The sequence below is a fragment of the Parafilimonas sp. genome, assembly GCF_047606085.1.
Taxonomy (GTDB): domain Bacteria; phylum Bacteroidota; class Bacteroidia; order Chitinophagales; family Chitinophagaceae; genus Parafilimonas.
On sequence record NZ_JASGEX010000171.1, the window covers coordinates 1 to 21,852 of the forward strand.

At 42.4% G+C, this 21,852-nt stretch carries 14 protein-coding genes; 5 read left to right on the forward strand and 9 right to left on the reverse strand.

Annotation, left to right across the window (positions count from 1 at the left end):
* Positions 1-415: 415 nt before the first annotated feature.
* Positions 416-1,849, forward strand: a complete 1,434-nt coding sequence (locus QM629_RS14765) for a sulfatase (protein ID WP_415160655.1) — start codon at positions 416-418, stop codon at positions 1,847-1,849.
* Positions 1,850-2,029: 180 nt separating this feature from the next.
* Here the strand turns inward: QM629_RS14765 and QM629_RS14770 are convergent, their stop codons facing one another.
* From QM629_RS14770 to QM629_RS14795, 6 genes are all read right to left on the reverse strand, one after another.
* Positions 2,030-8,299, reverse strand: coding sequence for a fibronectin type III domain-containing protein (locus QM629_RS14770; RefSeq protein ID WP_415160656.1), 6,270 nt, complete (start codon positions 8,297-8,299; stop codon positions 2,030-2,032).
* A gap of 219 nt (positions 8,300-8,518) precedes the next feature.
* A complete protein-coding gene (locus tag QM629_RS14775) occupies positions 8,519-9,115 on the reverse strand; it encodes a hypothetical protein (RefSeq protein ID WP_415160657.1) in 597 nt (198 codons plus the stop codon).
* 76 nt (positions 9,116-9,191) lie between these two features.
* Positions 9,192-9,899: a hypothetical protein gene (locus QM629_RS14780; protein WP_415160658.1), complete on the reverse strand. Its 708-nt coding sequence runs from the start codon at positions 9,897-9,899 to the stop codon at positions 9,192-9,194.
* 106 nt (positions 9,900-10,005) lie between these two features.
* Positions 10,006-11,355, reverse strand: coding sequence for a S1C family serine protease (locus QM629_RS14785; RefSeq protein ID WP_415160659.1), 1,350 nt, complete (start codon positions 11,353-11,355; stop codon positions 10,006-10,008).
* A 227-nt stretch (positions 11,356-11,582) separates the two neighbouring features.
* A complete protein-coding gene (locus QM629_RS14790) occupies positions 11,583-12,206 on the reverse strand; it encodes a response regulator (protein WP_415160660.1) in 624 nt (207 codons plus the stop codon).
* Between the two features lie 45 nt (positions 12,207-12,251).
* On the reverse strand, positions 12,252-14,207 hold the full coding sequence (locus QM629_RS14795; RefSeq protein ID WP_415160661.1) for a tetratricopeptide repeat protein: 1,956 nt from the start codon (positions 14,205-14,207) through the stop codon (positions 12,252-12,254).
* Between the two features lie 177 nt (positions 14,208-14,384).
* On the opposite strand from QM629_RS14795, the gene gcvT reads away from it, so the two are divergent.
* Positions 14,385-15,491: a glycine cleavage system aminomethyltransferase GcvT gene (gene gcvT, locus QM629_RS14800; protein WP_415160662.1), complete on the forward strand. Its 1,107-nt coding sequence runs from the start codon at positions 14,385-14,387 to the stop codon at positions 15,489-15,491.
* Between the two features lie 36 nt (positions 15,492-15,527).
* On the opposite strand, the gene QM629_RS14805 is transcribed toward gcvT, so the two are convergent.
* On the reverse strand, positions 15,528-16,136 hold the full coding sequence (locus QM629_RS14805; RefSeq protein WP_415160663.1) for an L-threonylcarbamoyladenylate synthase: 609 nt from the start codon (positions 16,134-16,136) through the stop codon (positions 15,528-15,530).
* Between the two features lie 66 nt (positions 16,137-16,202).
* On the opposite strand from QM629_RS14805, the gene QM629_RS14810 reads away from it, so the two are divergent.
* The 3 genes from QM629_RS14810 to QM629_RS14820 all read left to right on the forward strand — a co-directional run bounded on the left by QM629_RS14810 (position 16,203) and on the right by QM629_RS14820 (position 17,754).
* A complete protein-coding gene (locus QM629_RS14810; RefSeq protein WP_415160664.1) occupies positions 16,203-16,952 on the forward strand; it encodes a TIGR00730 family Rossman fold protein in 750 nt (249 codons plus the stop codon).
* Positions 16,953-17,029: 77 nt separating this feature from the next.
* Positions 17,030-17,428 carry a nucleotidyltransferase substrate binding protein gene (locus tag QM629_RS14815; protein WP_415160665.1) on the forward strand — a complete coding sequence of 133 codons (399 nt, stop codon included), beginning with the start codon at positions 17,030-17,032 and terminating at the stop codon, positions 17,426-17,428.
* Positions 17,425-17,754 (forward strand): nucleotidyltransferase family protein, encoded by a 330-nt coding sequence (locus QM629_RS14820; RefSeq protein ID WP_415160666.1) that lies wholly within the window; start codon positions 17,425-17,427, stop codon positions 17,752-17,754. Before QM629_RS14815 ends, QM629_RS14820 begins: the two co-directional genes overlap by 4 nt.
* 91 nt (positions 17,755-17,845) lie before the next feature.
* Here QM629_RS14820 and QM629_RS14825 read toward each other — a convergent pair whose 3' ends face one another.
* Positions 17,846-18,061, reverse strand: a complete 216-nt coding sequence (locus tag QM629_RS14825; RefSeq protein WP_415160667.1) for a hypothetical protein — start codon at positions 18,059-18,061, stop codon at positions 17,846-17,848.
* 21 nt (positions 18,062-18,082) lie between these two features.
* Entirely contained in the window at positions 18,083-21,847 is a 3,765-nt protein-coding gene (locus tag QM629_RS14830; protein WP_415160668.1) for an SNF2-related protein, read from the reverse strand.
* Between the last annotated feature and the right edge of the window lie 5 nt (positions 21,848-21,852).

Consider the following 21,852-nt stretch of genomic DNA (forward strand, 5'->3'; position numbering starts at 1 on the left):
ATCCAAAATTGGGGGTTCATTCTCCATCAATTCTTAACTATCTTTGAAAACAGATGCCGGCTTTAAATGCAGTTACTTAAATCCGTTTACACAATCTATTTTATACTCTCTTTAAAATAGAATAGCTATTACCTAACAGGCATGTCATCATAAGTTCTTCCGTTAAGTATTCTTTTTGTTTTTTTTTAGTACCCCCTATCTGGCGCAAGTATGCCGCTTAGCTTTTGCCGCGCAGCGTACTTGTGCCTTGCAACATAAAATAAAGCAAACCCGCACAAGTACCATACGCAAAGCTCGCCCTGCATACCTGCGCTATCTTTGGTTTTATTTCCTATCCCCGGAGACGAATTAAACAAAACCCTTGGTTTAGTACAGAATGAGGGATATTAATTTACGCTCTTTAAAATCATTTTATATGCAATACAGGTTTCTTTTTTCATTAATATTTATTCTTTTTATCCTGGCATTTGAACAAGGCTGCCGTTCGCGAAAGGATGTTCCAAACATTCTGATAATATTAACCGACCAATGGCGATACCAGGCAGCCGGTTATGCCGGAGATCCGAATGTTAGAACGCCACACCTCGATCAATTGGCTGCCGGAAGCGCCAACTTTAAAAACGCGGTATCCGGCCTGCCGGTATGCACCCCAAATAAGGCTTCTTTGCTTACGGGGCAACGCCCGCTTACCAACGGGGTTTTTATGAATGATGTATTATTGGATACAAATGCTGTAACGCTTGCCAAAGTGCTGGCTAAAAACAATTACCAAACCGCCTTCATTGGCAAATGGCATCTTGATGGCCAATACCGGCTTTCCTATACGCCTCCGGGAAACAGAAGACAGGGTTTTCAATACTGGAAGGCCGTGAACTGCGATCATGATTATAATCATTCCCTGTATTACGACAACAATGATACATCGAGGCACTACTGGCAGGGCTATGATGTAATCGCTGAAACGCAGGATGCCAAAAAATATATACACGAACATGCCAATGGGCAAAAGCCTTTTTTTCTGATGCTTTCATTAGGCGCTCCCCACAACCCATATAATACGGCGCCTGAAAAATACAGGCGAATGTATGATTCATCCAAACTGGTATTATTGCCTAATGTTCCGGACAACATGCGCCTAAAAGCAGGCAGTGCGCTTGCAGGTTATTACGCACATATTTCTGCAATAGATGAAATGGTGGGCGAATTGCTGGCTGAATTAAAGCAAAGCAATATCCTGGATAATACAATCATACTTTTTACGTCTGATCACGGAGACCTTTTGGGCTCTCACGGATATTTCAGGAAACAGCAGCCGTATAATGAATCAATAAAAGTGCCTATGCTTTTTTATTATCACGGTACAGATAGTATTATATCGGGGAGGTATGCCTCTATGTTTAATACAGAAGATATTATGCCTACCCTTCTGGGAGTTGCGGGCATAAAAATCCCTTCTTCTGTTGAGGGAACAAGCTTCAGCGGATATATGCAGGGCCGCTTTGACCAGCCAAAAGATACGGTTGCGCTCATTACCTGCGTGCAGCCTTTTGGCGAATGGGCAAGAGGCAACGGTGGAAAAGAATACAGGGGCGTATGCACGCCCAACTATACATACGCAAGGGATTTAAAAGGCCCATGGCTGTTGTTTGATAACAAAAATGATCCTTACCAGTTGAATAATTTAATTGGCAACCCGCTTTATGCATCTTTGCAGGCACATTTCGATACATTGCTCAATAAGGAGCTTAAGCAAACGAAAGATGAATTTTTGCCCGGGCCGGTATATGTAAGCCGTTTTCATTATCCTGATCTGGATTCTACCGGCACGGTTCCCTATTTTTTGAAATAACAGGACGGTTTGCCCAAAATTTAATTTGCCGAATAGCCCGGTTGTTTTTCCTTCAAAAACAGGATGGGCGTTTCCCCCATGCCGGCTTAAACCAGAAGGGCGGAAAAACTGTTTGAAAATGTAATTTCTTGCAGAGTTTCCGCCCGGATGGTGCAAATTATTGCAAAAGGGAATTAAACATTATTGCTTTTGGATTTTAATATAATCACTGGTTTTCTTGTTTAGATAAAGGATCCTTAATAAATACATTCCTGAAGATAAATTTTGCCCGGGAGTGATTTTTACACTCTGCGCCCCCTGCTGAAGGTTTTCAAACTTCTTGCTGTAAACGAGCTTACCGCTTATATCGTATAGCATCGCTTCAATATTATCTTCCTGGTCTAACTGCAGGGAAAGTGTAAAATCAGAACTGAAAGGACTGGGGTATGCCAACACTGCTTTGGCTACCGTTTTTTCTGTTGTGATTGTTTTACTGGCAAGATTGTTACTGGTACTGGAAGAACTGGTGGAACTATTAACCACCCCGGAATCCGGAGCGCTGCCTGCGGCATTATATTCCTGGATAATCAGCGCGCCAATTAATCCATACTGTGATGCAGTGCTGTTAGGCGCTATTGTAATAATGGCATCGCCGTTTTCATCAGGCGTTATTCCATAAATAGTGGCTGTGCCATTTATGTTTAGCGATGCGTTCAGTACCGTGCTTTTGCCATTTACCGTATAGGCTGTATTTACATCTCCGTAAGCCTGTGAACTTGCAAAAAAAGTGAAATCGTATTTTTTGTTTAAATTCAGGCCGGTTATTTTAAGGGTGGCCTCTCCACCGGCATAAAGCCCGTAATTATCAATTAAAACTTTATCCGGAAAGATGCCGGAATCGCTGCCCGTATTCATTCCCGCATCGTATATACCTGCAAAATCATCCACCTCTTCCATACTTATACTTGACGGAATGCCCGTATCGTCAAATAAATTATCCCATGTATTACCAGCCGCCGGGAGCGCTAATGTATTGTTCCATGGGGTACTGGCGCTATTAGCATACGTGAAATTGACATACACAGCCTGGGAATAAGTGGTGGCTGACACTGCATTGCTGAAATTAGAGCCGGCGCTGGCATTCACTGCCTGAACAATATAATAGTATGTTGTACCGGAAGTTAGATTTGAATCAACATACGTTGTAACATTTGAATCAACCGTGGCCAGCAGAGAATAATTGCCCGTGCTGTCAAGGGTTCTCCATATTTTAAACCCGGTTTCATCTGAGCTCCTGTCTGCCCATTGCAGGCTTACCGATTGCCGGGTTAAATGAATAACCCGCAGGTCTTCCGGCGCCAGCAGCGTTTGGGCGCTGTCATAACTTTGAATAACAAGGCTGCTTAAGAACGCATAGCTTGCCCCGGAGGCTTTGGCAACGGATATAGTTACCTCTCCATTCGCATCGGGTGTAATGCCATTTATCTGAACTGTTTTATTGATGTTATAGGTTGCATTCAGTGTAACGGTCTGGCTGCCTATTGTAAAGTTTGTTGTTCCGTCCAAACCATCGTCATGGCTGTTGAAAAATACAAAATTGTATTTTTTGGCTGATGACAGCCCGGATATGGTTATTCTCCTCGCACTGGTTGATCCTTCATATTCCCCGGTGCGGATTACAGCATCCGGGTAAATATTCCCATTGTTGCCGGTCTGCATGCCGGAAGCCACAACGCCTTCAAAGCTATCTACCAATGTCACTGTAATACTGGTTGCATTGCTGTCCACATCTGTTATGTCACTAAATACTGTGCCTGCATACGGCCAGCTGCTCAGGTTATTCCATGGCCTGCCTGCAGAAACACTTCCGTCTGAAAAATTCAGGTAAACCAGAGAAAGGCTGTCTGCAACAGTAATATTAAAGCTAACTGTGCTTGTGGAGTCACTGTTATCTTTTGCGGTTATTGTTATTCCGGGATAATATCCTGATGTGCCTGATGGCGGATTTATGAGGAATGAACCTGTGCCGTCGCCGTTGTCTGTAAAGGTTACAAATGATGGCAGGTTGCCGGATTCTGTAAGCGTTACCTGGTCTGCAGAATCATCACTGGCCGTAACCGGTATAGTTAGCTGGTTGCCCCCCTTAACGACTACATCGCTGATAGCGGTAAGCGCTGGTATTTTATCTGAAGTTAAAATGCCGGCTATATTGGAATAATCAGAGTTGCCATACTCATTAACTGCCTGCATTTTATAATAATATTGGGTGGCGCCATTGGAAGATGAATCAAAATAGCTTGTTGTATTAACCGATGTGGAACCTATCAAGGCATACCCGCTTGTTTCCGTTAATGAACGGTAAATATTAAACGCCTCCTCATTATAGGAAACATCCTGCCAGGAAAGCTGTACGCCGCTTCCTGTGCTTGTTGCCGTAAGGGATGCCGGTGTCAAAGGCGCACTGCCATCATCCAGTGTGGAAGTTATTACAAGTGCATTTATATAACCAACCGGTGTGCCTGTTGCCTTTGACATTTTGAATGTTATGGTACCGTTGGCATCTGCTTTTAAACCGGTGAAGGCTACCGTATTTTGCGTATTGCCCTGAACATATTGGGAAACAGAGGTATCTCCTGTTGTAAAGATAGTTGTACCGTTATCTGATGCGCCGGGCCATGAACTGGCTGCCAATATGGTAAACTTATAGGTTAAAGCTGTATCAAGTCCGGTAACGTTTACATTTACACTGTCCGGGCCGCCGTATATGCCGAAATAATAATACTCTTGCAGAACAGTATCAGAATATACCCCGGAATTGTCACCGGTTGTTGGGCCGCCGTTGCTGGTGGCAAACCAGCTGGTTTGCAGGTGGAGGCCAACAGATGTGGCATTGCTGTTCGCGTCTTCCAGGCTGTCTGTATCTACCGCGGTTATATTATTCCACGGCGCACTTGCATCAGTCACATTTTTAAACCGTATATAAATTGTTTTATTGGGATCTTTATCTTCAACTGTAAGATTAAACGTTCTTGATGTAAAGCCGCCGTTGCCATCACTCACCTTTACAGTTACGGCGTACGTGCCGGCCGCGCTGTATGTTGGATGTAATGTCAGTTTTGCGGTTTTGCTGTCAGCTACCGCCAAACTAAAGTTATTAGGAGCGTTGGTTACTGTCCATAACAAAGAATCGCCTGTATTCTGGTCACTTCCGTTGAGATTAATGGTCAGGCTGTCATTTTCAGAAATGGTGTAATCTGCAATTGAATCAAGGGTTGGATCATAGTTTGCGGATACAGTTAAATTAAATACGGTGGAATCTTTTCCTCCATTGCCGTCTGATGCAAGAATGGTTACACCCGTATAGGTTCCTTGCTGTGCAGCGGTAGGGCTTAAAATCAGGCTTCCGGTCTGATCTGCATTTTTTACGAGTGTTGCAAAAGCCGGTTTATTATGTATTGAATAATATAGGGTATTATTATTTACATCTGTTGCTGTTACCGGTAATGTGGTGGTGATGCCGTAACGCACACTTCTGCTTTCCATAGCGGTTATTACAGGGGCATCATTTGTTGTTTTGGTGCGGGCAAAAGATGATACGGATGCCGTATCATTAATGCCTATAGCATAAACTTTATAAAAATAGGTCCTGTTTGCGTATAAGGAAGAGTCGGTGTAGCTAACCGTATTCGCAGGCAGTTCTGCGCGAAATCTATAATGCAAGGAATCGCTGAACGACCTGTATATTTTATACTTTGTTTCGTCCGTGGCATTATCTGTCCAGGTAAGTGCAATTACGGAAGATGATTTTGCTACAGCCTTAACATTTGTTGCTGTCGCCGGAGGTGACGGCAATGCGCGGGTTGTTGCCCCCGGGTGGATTGACCAGCCAGAAACGCCATAGTTATTTACCGCATTAATCCTGTAATAATATTTTGTAGAAGCAGCAAGCCCTGAATCTACGTATTCTGTAGTATTAGAATCTGTAGTATGGATTATACTATATGTGCCATCTGCAGTTAAAGACCTGTAAATCTGAAATGCGGTTTCGTTACTGCTGTTATCTACCCACGAAACTTTTATTTTGTTATAGGATTGGGCCGAAAGGGAAACGGTGCCGGGCTTTGCGGGCGCTGAATCTGCCGCCGTATAACCACCGGTAAAATATGTGCTTTCAATTTTACGTGTCACCGTATCTCCGAAAAGCTGAGTGCTTGACCAGTACAATTTGATTGTGTAGCTGCTGTTAATTTGAAAATAGCCTATAGAAATGGGATAAACGCCCTTTTTCAGGGATACAGACTTATATTTTGTTTTACTGCTGCTTGTATGATCATTATTAATTAAAGGGGTAGCGTCAGGATCGTAAGTGTTGAGCCATAGCTTGCTGCCGTCATCGGAAATAAGCTGAAATTTGTAGGTGCCTGCCACAGGAATATTAATATACCCCTGCCACAAAAATGCAAACTGGCTGTTTCTTTGGCGAACGCTGATATCAACATTAGATGACACGCCTGTAGCTAAAGGCGTAAGTGTATTAAAATCAGGCATTGATGTCCAGTATCCTTGGTAATATTTATATACCAACCCGCTTAATACTGCTGCCGAACTGGCGATATTGCTTTGAACAGAGGTATTGCCACTTGAATCAGCAGCCTTAACATAAAACACGTAGCGCTTGCCGCTGTCGAGGGCATTTACCGTAAAACTGGTGCTTGTTGTGGTATAAGTTTTTACGCCGTTTATATATATCTGGTAGTTTTTTACGCCTACGTTGTCGGTTGCTGAATCCCACTGGATATTTATGGATGAATTGGTTGCATATACAATTGTAAGGTTAGCCGGCGCAGAAGGGGCTGTCGTATCAGCTAATGTGGTAACGTTCGCTATATTGGACAAGGCAGCGGCGCCACTGTCGTTTACTGCTCTTACTTTATAAAAATAAGTAATGCCCGGAGAGGTTGTTTTATCTGTATAGCTTAAGGTATCTGTGCCCACCTTGCCAATAAAGCTGTACCCGCTGGTTTGCTGTGTGCTTCTGTATATTTCAAAATAAGTTTCATTGTATAATGCGCTGGGATTGTTGTCCCAGTTTAGCGATACTGTTGTACTGGAAACAGCTTCCGCAGCAAGGCCTGTAGCAGCATCCGGCGGATATTTTCCATCTGCATCAATTACAGAAAACGCAGAAGAGAATACACTGGAGCATCCATATTCTTCAGTAGCAGCAACAATATATTGTCCCGGCTCAGTAGCCGTATAAATTCTTTCGTCGCCAAGAATGCTGTCGCTTCCCACTTTTTCCCAGGTATAGCTTGTGTAACCACTGTCCGGTATTTGCAGATTTACGTAGTTCTTGCCATCACCGGATGTAATTACGTTGCTCATCAGGCCGTCAACGCTTATCGGCCCCGTTACTGTTGGCGGTGTTATTTGCAGCACCACGGGCGTAGGCGACCAGTCTGACCAGGTTGTGCCTCTTAAAACCCTTGCTTGATATGTTCCCAAACTGGTTGCTGTAATGGTATTGCTTGTTGCGCCGGAAATAACGGTATCATTTTTCCTCCATTGGTAACCATCAAAGCCGGGCGCTACGCCCATGGTTACATCAACGCTGTCTTCATCGCAAAAACCAGTTTGGCCCGTCAACGGCCAGGGGTTTGAGCTGTAAGCGTTTAGCATGAAAGGGAAAAGGTTTGTTTCTTTACAAACGCTGTCCCAAATACCATGGCCAAGATTGGAGTATTCTGTATAGGTAAAATCGGCGCCGGAATCAAGAAAAGCATCTCTTACGGCCTGTGCCGTTGAAGGCGCCGGAGCGCCATCCAGCCCCCCCTGAAACAACCATATCGGCGTGAATTTGGCTTTATTTATAATGCTGTCTGCTTCATATCCAATAGAAACACTTGACATTGGGGCTATGGCAGAAATATAATCAGGGTGATTAAGCATCATCTCCCAGGCTCCCTGCCCGCCGGCAGATAAGCCGATATCGGTAATATGAAAAGGGTCCAATTTATTATTGGCTACCATATAATCAATAATTTCTGTGATATATTGATACTGGCCGGTGCCCCAGTATCCCTGGCTTTGCATACAGAGAATATATCCGTCAAACGTACCGCTGTCCACCGCATTGGCAAAGGCTTCATTGCAGTGATATAGCTGAAGCTCATTATCATAAATGCTTCCTTTTTCACCCAAACCATGAAAAAACACCATCATGGGGTATTTTTTGCCATCGTTAGCTGCAGAATCATACGTCTTTGGAAATTTAAGGCGAAAAGCACAGCCCTTATAAATGTACGCTTTATAAGAATCCGTATTCCAGGAAAGGCTCTTGGTTCTTACCCATTTGCCAATTTCGCCGAAATCAGGCTCTGTTGGCGGGTTTTCTGAGTCATATTCTACTATGGAATCAGAAGGCGTTAAAACTGATTGTGCGAAAGATTTGCTGTTAAAGACAAGCGTCACACAGCAGAATGCTAATAAAAAGTAAAATTTTTTCATTTGACGGATTAAATAGAGGGTCAAGTTATGTATTTGCTAACTTTTGGGGAAATTTCAATTAGTAACCGAAGAGATTTTGCTCGTAAGTGTGCATTATTTCCGGGTAAAAGATGGCGGAAAATTAAACGGCTGCCGTTCTTTGTTATATTTTTTTGAGTAAAATAATATTTGGCTGTATGAATATTACCATGAAAACTTTTCTTGTTTTCCGTTGAGCAGCGAAATGTCCCACGACAACCTGCCGGATGCCTTATCTGCATCTATATAAACCTTATCGCTATATTTTTTACCGTTCTCCAGGAAACTGATTGCTACAGGCAAAACCGTGTTGTCCTGTGTAAGCGAATAATACTGATAACTGGAATGTGTGGCGCAGGTGAAATTGGTGCACCTTGTGTCGGATAGCTCATAAAAATGAAGCCCGCCGCTTAGCTTAGCCCCGTTTTTACCTGTATAATCTTTAAAATCAACGGTTACGCTCATATTAAACTCATTGTAGCTTGTATTGGAAGAACTTTGGTTTATTTCTGAATATTTGCCGTTGACTATAGCCGTTCCGCTTTCGCCGTTAATAACAAAATTTGTAAAAGTTTGATCATCTGTAGCTAATTGCGGACGCAGCTCATCGTTCCATATATCTGTGATTTTGCTGTAAGCAGCCATTGCGTCGGCAAGGGTTTCAATGGCGCTGCCGTCACCTGAACTGCCACCATCTTTATTGCATCCGGTTAATAATAAAAGAAACAATGCAGTGGCAATTGCCATGAAATAGTTTTTCATAACCAATAATTTTAAGGTGAAAGAAAAATTGTGTTGAAAACAGATACCGTTGTAAAGCGGGTCAATAAAACAAAAGCTATAAACGCAATGCAACACTTATGCCTGCCTCAAACATAGAAGGCTGGCCGTTTTGATAATTGTCTCCCTCTCCATGCAGCTCTCTGCCGGAATTTCCCCAGTCTGCAATACCGAAATTGATGTGTGGAATCACGGCTATTGTATTCAGGCTAAATTCAACGCCCGCATAACCCTGTAAACCGTAAATCCAGTTGCCGAATGCATCTTCGTCATTTGCTGCGCCGTTGTACAAGTCAATAAAATAAGGGCCAAGCCCGATAAGCGGAACAATTGAACTGTTCTTTCCGCCTAGTTCATAGCCTGCTTTTGCCAGGCCGTGAATGCCAAGCGACCAGCCTTTATTGTTTTCAACATTTTCCGGGCCGCTTAAAGTGCTTTTGGTTTTTAGTTTAAAACTTCCTGCAAGCCCGCCGCCGGCATCCAGCACAAAACCGTTTTTATTTAATATGGATTTTTTTTCTGCGCCCAGCCAGATAACGGGTTGCGTAAATTTTTGGTCGGCGTAGTTACCGGCGTATGCTTTAATATCAAGTTCGTATGAGCCATAGCCTATTCCGGAGTTAAATACCAGCCTTTTCTTTCGCTTTGCGCAAACATAATTACCGGGGCAAGCAGGATAGCGAGCATTAAAGATTTGTGTTTCATAAAAAATAATTTTAAGATGAATTAATGTTCCAAAACTATTTTTATCATAAGCCGTAAGCAATAGAACAAAAGTTACATTCTTTAAAAGCGGGCAGTTCAGCAACCTGCAATATCTCAGGCAGATAAACAACCCTGCAGAAGATTTTTTGGCAACGGAAAGGGTGCAATTATTTTTTTACAAACTCAACCGTTCCGGAACTTATATAAGCTATATCTTTTGAATAAACCGTAAACCGGAAAGTTCCCCTTTCCTTAAGGGTAAATTGAAAATAAGTAAAATCAAGAGCGCCGTTAATTTCAAACTTCTTATCCTGAAATTTTTCATATTGCCCTGACTTGTTAAGCTTGTCTATAAGCACAACTATTGCGTCAGTATTAAGAAGCGCAGGATAATTATCAATATATACATAAACAGTTCCGCCTTTTTTACTATCGAGGGAAAAACTTGAATATTGCTGTGACTGGCCCGGCGGCGCACCGGAATTATCCGGAGGAACATTGGAAAAATATACACTTGCGTTTGCGAAATTCTGAGATGTGGCTGATGATTGAATGCCATTAATTTCATTTGCCGTCCTTATAGGCTGTCTCTCGCCAAGGGCTGTGTTTATAGACATTGCTCTGATTGGCGCCTTTAACCCTTTAGCGATTAACTGGCTGTGGATTATGGCATTGCTTGCCGATACATAATACATACCGTTTATTCCGCCCACAAGGCCTATTCCTGTTGCAATTCCTGAAGCCGTGGCAATACCGATAACCTTATTATTTTCATCAAATACAGGCCCGCCGCTGTTTCCGCCATGTATTGCGGCATCTGTTTTAATGTATCCGTAATCTTTGTTCATATTAAATTCGTAGCCGCTCATAATGCCTGTGCTCAGCGTGCTCATATCGTGCAGCAATGTGGTTTCGTCATAGATAGTTTGTGCAGGATAGCCGGCAACGCAAAACCGTTCCCCCTGTTGAACGCTGTCTGAATTGCCTAAAGGAACTGCGCTAAAATTGTTGAGGGTTATTTTATGTCCGTCTATGTCGCTTACAACTTTCAGTATGGCGCCGTCAAAAGCGCCCGTTCCAACAGCCACAACTTCTGCTATATAAAGTTTATAATCGTCTTCGCCGGTTCCATAAAATACCTGCACAATAGGAATCGTATATCCGGTTCTTTCGGCTTTTACGAAAGATTTGTCATAAACAGCAGCTTCAGAATAGGTTTTGATATTGCGTTGTACTTTCCCGTAATCATCAAGATAATCATAGTCAATATATCCCCAAACGCAGGTTTCAATTACATGCCTGTTTGTGAAGATATAACCATCGCTGCTTACGAAGAAGCCGGAACCTCTTAATAAAAATTGCCCCATTTTATTTTCGCCGTTGGATTGCGAAGTGTCTGAACATATTATTTTTACAATACTGCTGCCGTACCTGGATGCAATAAGTTTGGTATTTAATTGCGCCTGCGACAGAAAAGAGAAAAGCGTAAACTGCAAAAAGAAGAATAGCGTTTTCATTCGTGCATATTTGTTTTTCAGTTGTCTCATGGAACCTCGCGATGCACCTGCCTCGCCGGCAGGCAGGCATTCCCCTCCCGAAGCTGGTTCGGGACAGGTTGTGTGAGAAAAAATTATCATGCTCGGTTTCATTTGCTTATTTTTTGAATGCCTCAAAACTATTCAGGCGGGAAAGACCGTACAATAGAACAAAGGTTACATTCTTTAAAAACGGGGGGATGATAGTGTTAGGGCTTACGGTTAAAAATTTTATTGATGGCTTCCGTACGGTTCTGCACATGCAACTTTTCGTAAATATTGTGAATATGCTGTTTCACCGTGCCCGTGCTTATAAAAAGTTTTCCGGCAATTTCCTTGTATAAAAAACCTTTGGATAATAAGGTTAATACATCCATTTCCCTCTGTGATAATTCATTTTTTTCCGCCGGTTTATGAAAAGAAGCCACCACTTTGCGGGCAATGGAAAGGGTCATGGGCGAACCGCCCTCATGCAGGTCCCTTAAGGCGGCAATTATTTTATCGGGCGCTGTGTTTTTAAGTAAATAACCGTTGGCGCCAGCCGCTAAAGCATCAAAAACCTGTTCACTGTCTTCAAACACGGTAAAAACAACAAACTGTATAGTAACACCTTTGGCCTTTAATTTTTTTATGCAATCAATGCCGGTTCCCTGTGGCAGGGCAATGTCCATGATAACAATATCCGGGGCATCGTCCGGCAAACCGGTGTATGCATCTTCAGCATTTGCATAAACAGAAATGCAGGCAAAACCCGGTGTTTGGTTTACCAGGAACCGCATGCCTTCACGTATCTCTGCTATGTCTTCCACAATGCTTATTGTAATCAGGTCCATTTTGTAAAGTTCTTATCCAATGGCACAGCAATAATATAACTTTGGTTATATTGGCAACGGCGCGGCTATGGTTACGGTTGTTCCATTTCCAGCGTTTATTTCAATACTTCCGTTTAACTGCTGCATCCGGTATTGCATGTTTTTAATGCCGTTCCCAAAGGCATTATTATTTTGAAGACCTTTCCCGTTGTCTTGTATTGAAATGCGTAAGAACGTATCTGTTTTAATAGCTATAACCGCATTGTCTGCCCCGGCATGTTTAATAATGTTGTGGGCGGCTTCTTTGCATACGAGGTAAATATTGCGCCGGAAAGCCTGGCTGATGGTAAGGCAAGGCAAGGTGTCAGGTACACGAAAAGTATATTCAATGCCGGCGTTATCAAGCATTTCTGCAACCTGCTTGCGGGTATAAGCCACGAGGTTTTCAAGCGTGTCTGCCTCATCGTTCATCGTCCAGATAATTTCATTCATTTTTTGAACCAATTCCTGCGATAGGTTTTTCAGTTTTGCTCCTGCTGTGTTTTCGCCCTGCACCGCATGGCTTAAAAACAGGATGGACGTTAAGCCGGAACTTATATCATCATGTATTTCCTGGCTTATGCGCCGGCGTTCGTGCAATTGCCCTTCCAGCACAGATTTCAAACGAATGTTTTCCTGTTCTGCCTGTATGGCTTCCATTTCTTTTTTGTTTAGCTGCTGGCGCTGGCGGTAATACCGGTATCCCCAGAAAAAAAGAAAAGCCATTATGAGCAAGCCTGCTACAGAAATCCAAAGTAATGTGCGCTGTTTTGCCGTTTCCCTGTTCTTTTGTTCCAATATCAATTTCTGGTTTAATAGCGCTGATTGGTTTTTTGCAACATTATATTTGGTCTCCAGTTCCTGAATGTTTTTCAGTAAAGGCTCGTTCAGCAGCGCAAGATGCAGTGAATCGTATTGGTTGCGATACCGTAAATAGCCGTCTATATTACCTGTGGCTATTTGTATGTCTGACATTAGAGACAGCATTTTGGCTAAATTATTTTTTTGATCGTGTTTTTGCGCATAGAGAATGGCAGAATCAAGGCAATCCTTAGCCGGCTGCATCTTTTTTTGCCGGAATGAATTTTTAGCGATGGAATACAGCAAGCCGGACTTAATAAACGGGTCATTCAACGCTTCAGCTAACCGCAACGCTTTCTTATTAACCGCATCGGCACTGTCAAATGCTTTTTTTCCGGTATAAGCTTCTCCGATATTCGACAGGGAAATGGCTGCTAAATATTTATCGTTTACTTCCAGGGCGGCCTGGTAAGCCATGCTGCTGTATTTAATGGCTTCATTCAATTCATTCAGAGAATACAGTATATTACCAAGGTTGCCGTAAGCCGCGCCTTTGGCGCTGGCATTGTTTTTTTGCTCTGCTGCGGTTACGCTTTTACGTGCATAAACAAGCGCTTTACCGGGCTGCCTGAGCAGGTTATATACGCCGGAAAGATTGCCGTATATTATATCTAAATCAGGGCTGTGCTCATTTTCCATCAATGGCAGTGCTTTAAGATAGTAATCTGCAGCCATTGCATATTGGTCATTATATTGATAGTCTGTGGCAACGTTGCTAAGGGCTACTGCATAAAAATGTTGTAAGTTATTTTTTTGGGCGATATCAACGGCTTCAAGGCTTAGCTTCAGCGCTTTTTCAAACTTTCCCTGTGCCTCTAATAACCCGCTGTATAAAAACCTGTATCGGATCATTCCTGCCGGGTAATTGAGCTGATGGCTGAGCGTGCCAGCCATGTTCAAATAATGAAAGGCTGAATCGGGCGAATTAAGGGTATAATCTTCTCCCAGCCTAAGCAATGCTTTTACCTTATTGGTATCTGCAGGCGCTGCCGCGATCCTGCGTTTCAGGCTATCCTTATTTAACCCTGAAATAAACTGGCCTGATGCCTGTTCTATAAAAAATATAAAGAACAGGGTTATGCCTGCATGCCTGTACGAGTAAAAGAAGCGGGGCTTTCCCATGCAGAAAATTTAAACTGGTTTCAAAGATACCAAAAGCAGGTGGAGTTGGCAGGCTGAAGCACAAAATGTGATGGTTATTCTTAATTTTTTTCTCCCCTTATCTCGCTTATTTTTGCCGCCGGTAATTAAAATCAATTTTAAAAAAACCGCTTCTCAGGAAGAGCGCTTAAACAGGGCATGAAGCATACACCTTTTACACAAAAGCATATTGCGCTGGGCGCTAAAATGGCTGAATTTGCCGGGTATTATATGCCGATAAGCTATACAGGCATTAACGACGAACATGCTGCCGTGCGCAACAATGCCGGCGTATTTGATGTAAGCCACATGGGCGAGTTTATTTTGAAGGGCGAAAATGCTTTAGACCTTATTCAGCGCATTACAAGCAATGATGCCTCCAGGTTAACCAATGGCAAGGCGCAATACAGTTGCTTTACCAATAATGAAGGCGGCATTGTGGATGACCTGTTGGTGTATTGCATTGAAACCAATAAGGTGTATATGCTGGTGGTAAATGCCGGCAATATTGAAAAAGACTGGAACTGGATTGAGCAACATAATTTCCCCTCCCAACAGGGGGGGGCTGTTGAATTGCACAACATAAGCGATAAAACCTGCCTGCTTGCCATTCAGGGGCCCAATGCTACAAAGATTTTACAGCCATTGACGGATAATGATATTCTCAACTTAAAATATTACACATTCGTAAAAGGAAAATTTGCCGGTGTGGATAATGTGCTCATCAGCGCAACCGGCTACACAGGCGCAGGCGGCGTGGAAATTTATTTCGAGGATAAAGATGATAACGCAGATAAAATCTGGAATGCCATTTTTGAAGCAGGCAAAGAAACGGGCATAAAACCAATAGGCCTGGGCGCAAGAGATACGCTGCGTTTGGAAATGGGTTTTTGTTTATACGGCAATGATATTGGCGATACAACCTCGCCGCTTGAAGCAGGCCTGGGCTGGATAACCAAACTGAATAAACCCTCAGCGTTTACGGCAAAAGAAATACTGGAAAAACAAAAAGCGGAAGGTATTAAAAGAAAGCTGGCAGGTTTTGAAATGATAGACCGCGGCATACCGCGCCATGATTATGCAATTAAAGATGCAGCAGGAAATCTTATTGGTAAAGTAACCAGTGGCACACAATCTCCCTCGCTTGGCAAAGCTATAGGCATGGGTTATGTGGATATTGCATACGCCGGGATGGATAATGAAATTTTTATTGACATCCGCAATAAACTCATCAAAGCAAAAATTGTGAAAATGCCGTTTAGTTAACGAGACTGGTTCAGTCTAAAAAGACTGAACCAGTCTTTATTCATTCCACTCACCCGCGCCCATTCTCAGCACTTCATATTCATCCCTGGTGCAATCAATAATGGTTGAAGGAAGCATTCCGCCGGCGCCGCCGTCAACAACAATATCAACAAGATTTTTAAAATTCTCATAAATCAGTTCAGGGTCGGTATATTCCTCCACCATTTCCCCGGGCAGTGAAGCAGATAAGATGGGATGTTCAAGCTCCCGTACAATTTGCCTTGCAATATTATTATCAGGCACACGCAAACCAATGGTGCTTTTTTTGCTTTGCAAAATTTTTGGCACTTCTTTGCTTGCCGGCAAAATAAAAGTATAAGGGCCCGGCAAATATTCTTTCAGCAAACGGTATAAAGGTGTAGAAATACCTTTTGTATAATGGCTCAGATCGCTCAGGTCATAACAAACAAAACTTAGCTGTGCTTTATGCGGCTCAACATGTTTTATCCTGCAAACTTTTTCAATAGCCTTATGCTGAAAAATATCACAGCCTAAACCATAAATGGTATCTGTCGGATAAATAATAACGCCGCCATCCAGTAAACATTCCTTTATGGCTTTTATATGGCGCGCATTTGGATTATCACTGTTTACATGCAATAACATAATCAACTTTATTTAAAACAATTATGACTAAGTTAGAATAAAACCTTTTTATTTTTACCCATGCCAATGAATGAAACAAACTTGCCAAAAGAAGAAATAACACGGCTTCTTCCTGCGGAAGAAGTATTTCTGGAAGGCCCTAAAAGCCGCGGATCGGAATTGGTATTCAGTTTAAAAGTATGGTGGCAGTTTATAAAAGCATTCCGCACACTGCATTTTGTGGGGCCTTGTATAACGGTATTTGGTTCCGCAAGGTTTAAAGAAGGCCATGCCTATTATGAAAAAGCGCGGGCATTTGGCAAATGTATTGCGGAGATGGGATTTACTACCATGACGGGTGGCGGCCCCGGCGTAATGGAAGCGGCCAACCGCGGCGCGTATGAAAATGGCGGCGTATCTGTAGGCTGCAATATCAGGTTGCCTTTTGAACAGCATGAGAACCCGTATCTGCATACCAGCATAACCATTGATTATTTTTTCGTGCGTAAAGAAATGCTGATGAAATATTCATACGCCTTCATCTGCATGCCGGGCGGCTTTGGCACCATGGACGAATTTTTTGAAACCCTTACTTTAATTCAAACAAAAAGCATCACAGAATTCCCTATTATTTTATTTGGAAAAGAATATTATAAAGACCTTGCTGAGCTTATGGGGCAAATGGTGCTGGAAAAAACCATAAGCCCTGAAGACCTTGAACTGGTTTTAATAACCGACAGTGTAGATGAAGCCATGGAACATATACGCACCTATATAACCAGTAACTATAAAATAAGGCCGCGCAAAAGAATGTGGTGGTTGCTGGAGAAGAGATGAAATAATAATATTGTGATTACTTGCTTAAGTACCAATATGAATTAGTGATCCGTCAGTTAAATATTTAAATTTGTTTGATGGAGCACACAGATATTCGCTGGCGGCAGCGGTTCGGCAATTTTGAAAAGGCGTTAAATCACTTAACAAATGCCCTGCAGATTGATGCGCCGGATATAATTCAAAAAGCGGGAATTATTCAATTTTTTGAAATGAGTTATGAACTTGCATGGAATATGCTGAAAGACTACCTGGAAGACCAGGGTTTTACCGATGTTAAAACTCCAAGAGCTTCCATTAAAAAAGCGTTTGAAACAGGCTTAATAGCAGATGGTCATATCTGGATGGAATTGCTGCTTGATCGTAATTTAACCGCGCATACATACGATGAACAAAAAGCAGCAGAGGTTGAAAAGCTGATTCACAATAAATATTACCCGCTTTTAAAACAACTTTATAACAAATTTTCAGTGATATGAATGAACAGTTTGGATTAAGGGCAACTGATTTAGAAATTATTATTTCTATTTTGAAAAGAGAGCATGCCATAGAAGAAGCCTTCATATTTGGCAGTCGCGCCAAAGGAAATTATAAAAATGGAAGCGATGTGGATATTGCGCTGAAAGGAAATTTGAATTTTGAAATAATAACGCACATCAGCTATTTGCTAAATGAAGAAACGCCTATGCCCTACAAGTTTGATGTGCTGAATTATCATGCGTTAAAACATAATGATCTTATTGACCATATCAACAGAGTTGGAATAAGCTTTTTTAAGCGCTCGAATGTTTATAAGCCAAACTAACTTACGCTTGGCTCACCTTGTATGCCTGAAACAATAGAGCCTGCTACCATACAATCAATATTGCTGCCATCTAAAACAGCTATTACTTTTTCTAATAATTGCGGTTATGGCATTTGTCTGTTCTTTCTAAACAGATAGCTTTTATTTCTGCTTCGGTTTTATCGCTGAATCTTTTTCTTAATCCCTGAAGAAATAAATCTTTTGTAAACGCGGAAAGCTCAAAAGCTTTTTGCAGCCGTTGTTCAGGCGTCATATTCCGCAGCGTTTGAATATAAATGCTGTGATTGGGACGTGGCTTTATTTCCATAAGTAGATTTAATAACAAACACTAACTAAACAAATATTCCACATCTTCTTTGGTAAGGCTTTTTACAAAGCTTGTATCATCAGTTATAAGATCGGCAGCCAGGGCCCGTTTGCGTTCCTGCAGTTTGAGTATTTTATCTTCCACCGAATCCTGGCAAATCATGCGGTAGGCAAATATGTTTTTGGTTTGGCCGATACGATGTGTTCTGTCAATAGCCTGCTGTTCAACCGCAGGGTTCCACCAGGGGTCAACAATATACACATAATCGGCTGCAGTTAAGTTTAAGCCCACACCGCCGGCTTTTAATGAAATAAGAAATACACGGCAGTTATCATCTGTTTGAAAACGCTGGATGGCTTTTTCACGGTCAGGGGCGGAAGTGCTGCCATCAAAATAAGCATACTCAATGCCAAGCTCTTTCATTTTTTCTTTTATCAGCGCCAGCATGCCGAGAAACTGGGAGAAAACAAGCGCTTTATGGTTGCCGATATTCTCAGAAATTTCCCTGCCTAATTCTTCCAGCTTAACGGAGACATTCGGGTATTTTTCCTCATCATTTATAATGGATGGGCTATCGCATATCTGGCGCAGTTTCATGAGGCCCTGCAAAATGGTTAATTGCGATTTCTGTACGCCTTTATCTTCAACGGTGCCTAATATTTTATCGCGGTAGTCGTTGCGGTAAGCATCATAAATCTTGCGCTGTTCATCACCCATTTCGCAGAACAGGATCATTTCACTTTTTTCAGGCAGGTCTTTGGCCACCTGCTCTTTCGTTCTTCTCAAAATGAATGGATATAAAAGTTTGCGCAAATGCTCTTTCTGCTCTTTTTCGCCAAACTTATCAATGGGTATGGCAAATTCCTGGCGAAAGAATTCCATGCTGCCCAGCATGCCCGGGTTTAAGAAATTCATTTGCGCATACATATCAAATGTATTGTTCTGCAAAGGCGTACCACTCATGCACAAACGGTTCCTGGCGTTCAGCAGGCTCGCCGCTTTGGTTACTTTGCTGTGCGGGTTTTTTATGGCCTGGCTTTCATCTAATATCACATAATCAAATTCTGCTTCGGTAAACAACTGAATATCGCTGCGCAAAGTGCCATACGTTGTAATAACCACATCAGATTTATAAAAGGCATCCAATTGCTGTGAGCGCGCGCTGCCATGATGAATATACCAGGTAAGCGAAGGCGTGAATTTTTTTATTTCATTTTCCCAGTTAAACATGAGCGAGGTTGGGCAAATAACCAATGCTCTTAACCGGCCTTTTTGTGTTTTATAATGATGAAGGAATGATAAAGCCTGCACTGTTTTACCCAGGCCCATATCATCGGCCAGGATACCGCCCCAGTGCACTTCGCTTAAATAATTAAGCCATTGAAAACCCGATATCTGGTAAGGGCGCAATACATGCGACAAATGTTCCGGCGGGTCAATTTGTTTTACGGAATGATGTTCTTTTAAACGCTCATATTTTTCTTCCAGCTTAAAGAAAATTTCTTCTTCATTGCGCTGGGCATACAGCTCCTCAATAACGCCAAAATGATATTTGCTGAGCTTAATGTTGGCGGCCTTGCCTTCGCCCACTGCAAACAACATGGAATATTTCCTGATCCAGTCTTCCGGCAAAATGCCTAAAGTGCCATCCTGCAGCGGCACAAACTGCTGCTTGTTTGCCAATGCTTTTTTAACATCAGCCACGGTAACTTTCTGTTCGCCAAAATGAATATCAATCCTTGCATCAAACCAGTCTGTATTGCTGCTGATGAATATTTTGGTTGAAGGCTTTGACGTATTGAAACGGTATTTTTTCAGTGCATCAAAGCCATACACCGGAATGTTCATGTCCTTCACCGCATCGGCAAATAAAAAGAACCAGTTATTCTTTAAAACGTCTGTGCCTTTTAATGCAAGCGTATTGTCATCTGTATGGATAAAGGACGAATGCAGGTTCTCAATTTTTTTAATGAGCGATTTCTCTGCTTCATCATTGCGGTGAATGATCACGAGCCTGCCTGCAGAAGGAACAATAATGCGGTCTTTATCTTCGGGCCTTACATCGAAGCCGTTGTAATTAAAAAAAGGCTGAAACAAAAGGTAATCGCCTTTCTCTTTAATCATCAGCCGCATTTCGGGCTTAATGTTTTTAAGCTCCTCTTTTTGTATGCCGCTGAACTGAATATCATATTGCTTTGTTAGCGGAAGTATAAATTCAGCAAGCTGTTTGCTCCAGTCTTCTTCAGCAATAACAATTTTTCCCTCTGCCAGAAAACGGTCGGCCAGCAACACCGCTTCCGTTGATTGCCATAAATAGAAAGTATTTTCATGCTGAAAAACCAGCGGTGAAGCCATTGCATTTTCTTCAATTGCTACAACAGCACTCAGCAGCTTTACAAAACATCTTATTTCATAAGCATTGTTTTCATGCGCTATAATGAATTGAGGCTGCACATATTGGTTAGAAAGAACAGCGGGCTCAATATTCGCCGTTACAAATTGTTTTTGCAGCGGCAATGAAAAAGCAAAATTGCTTTCGCTTATTTCTGAAAATAGTTTCTTGTATTTGGGTAAGAGATATTCTATAATAAGATAACGTGTTTCTTCGGGCAGGTCATCGTTATGCTGCTGAATGATGTTTTCCCAAATACCGCTGAAGGGTGAGTTACGATTCAGGTATCGTGTAACTTCATTCGGCAAGAGCTTGCGTAAATGCTGCAACAGCATTTTGTCGTCTTCATCCAGGTCTTCCGTGTTTACAAACTTGGTAAGGTCGAGCCTTTCTGTTTTGCCGGTAAAATGTTTTTGTTCTTCATCGGCTTCTCCCTTCACGGCATCGGCCTGTATAAACGGATATTGCTGCGCATCATACCTCAGCACAACACCTAATTTTTGATGTTGTATAACGGCAGGCGCTTTCTCTTCCACCAGCACTTCTTTCTCTTTCGCCATGGGCATTTGAAAAGGTTTGCGTTCCGGCGTTGCCGGCGCAGATACCCGTTTTATGCCGGGGTCAAGCACACGTAAAAAAGGTTTGCCATCGCGGAATGTAAATTCAAATTTTCCTTCCAGGTCATCCTCTACTGTATAGCCATATAAAGCCAGCAGTTTGTTTTTTTCACGGTCGCGGTTACTGATGGAACCAAAAAAATCCGGGCCGTGATTACGCATTAATTGCAGCAGCACAATTACTTTATGTAAGCACAGGGGATAATGCGTTTCCGAATTGCAGGTACAGCTCGTATCAAGATTGCGCTCATCATTGCGGCGGAATTGCAGGCTATACATTTCGCCTTCATAATTCATTTCGGCCCTTACCATATCATTGGCGGCTTCAAGAATGTTTGCTTTGTTGCTGCGCAAAAAGTCTTCGGCAAGCGTTAAGGCATCCGGAGCAGAGAGTAATTTTATCGAACGCAGTTCAAGTTGTTTAAGTTTTACAACCGTGTGTTGCTGTTTAAATTCCGTTTCTGTTTCACCAAGCTGGTTATTGTCTATCAGTTCCTGCAGCCGGAATAAGGCAGCCGCTTCGTGGCGGCAAATATCGCCCAGGTTATATGGGCAGCTGCAGCGCAGCGAAAGGGTTTGAAGATTGTTATACCGGCTCAGGTAAACCTTGTAAAAAGTGTTATACACATCATCGCGAATGCGAAAAACAACTGAATTCAACAACTCATCGTTTTCAACCAGCTCAACAAAACCCGAGGAAAAAATTTTTTTACCGCGGCGGATCACTTCGTCTGTTCCGTTATTGTAGATGTATTTGATTAAATGTGGTAAAGCCAAGAGTA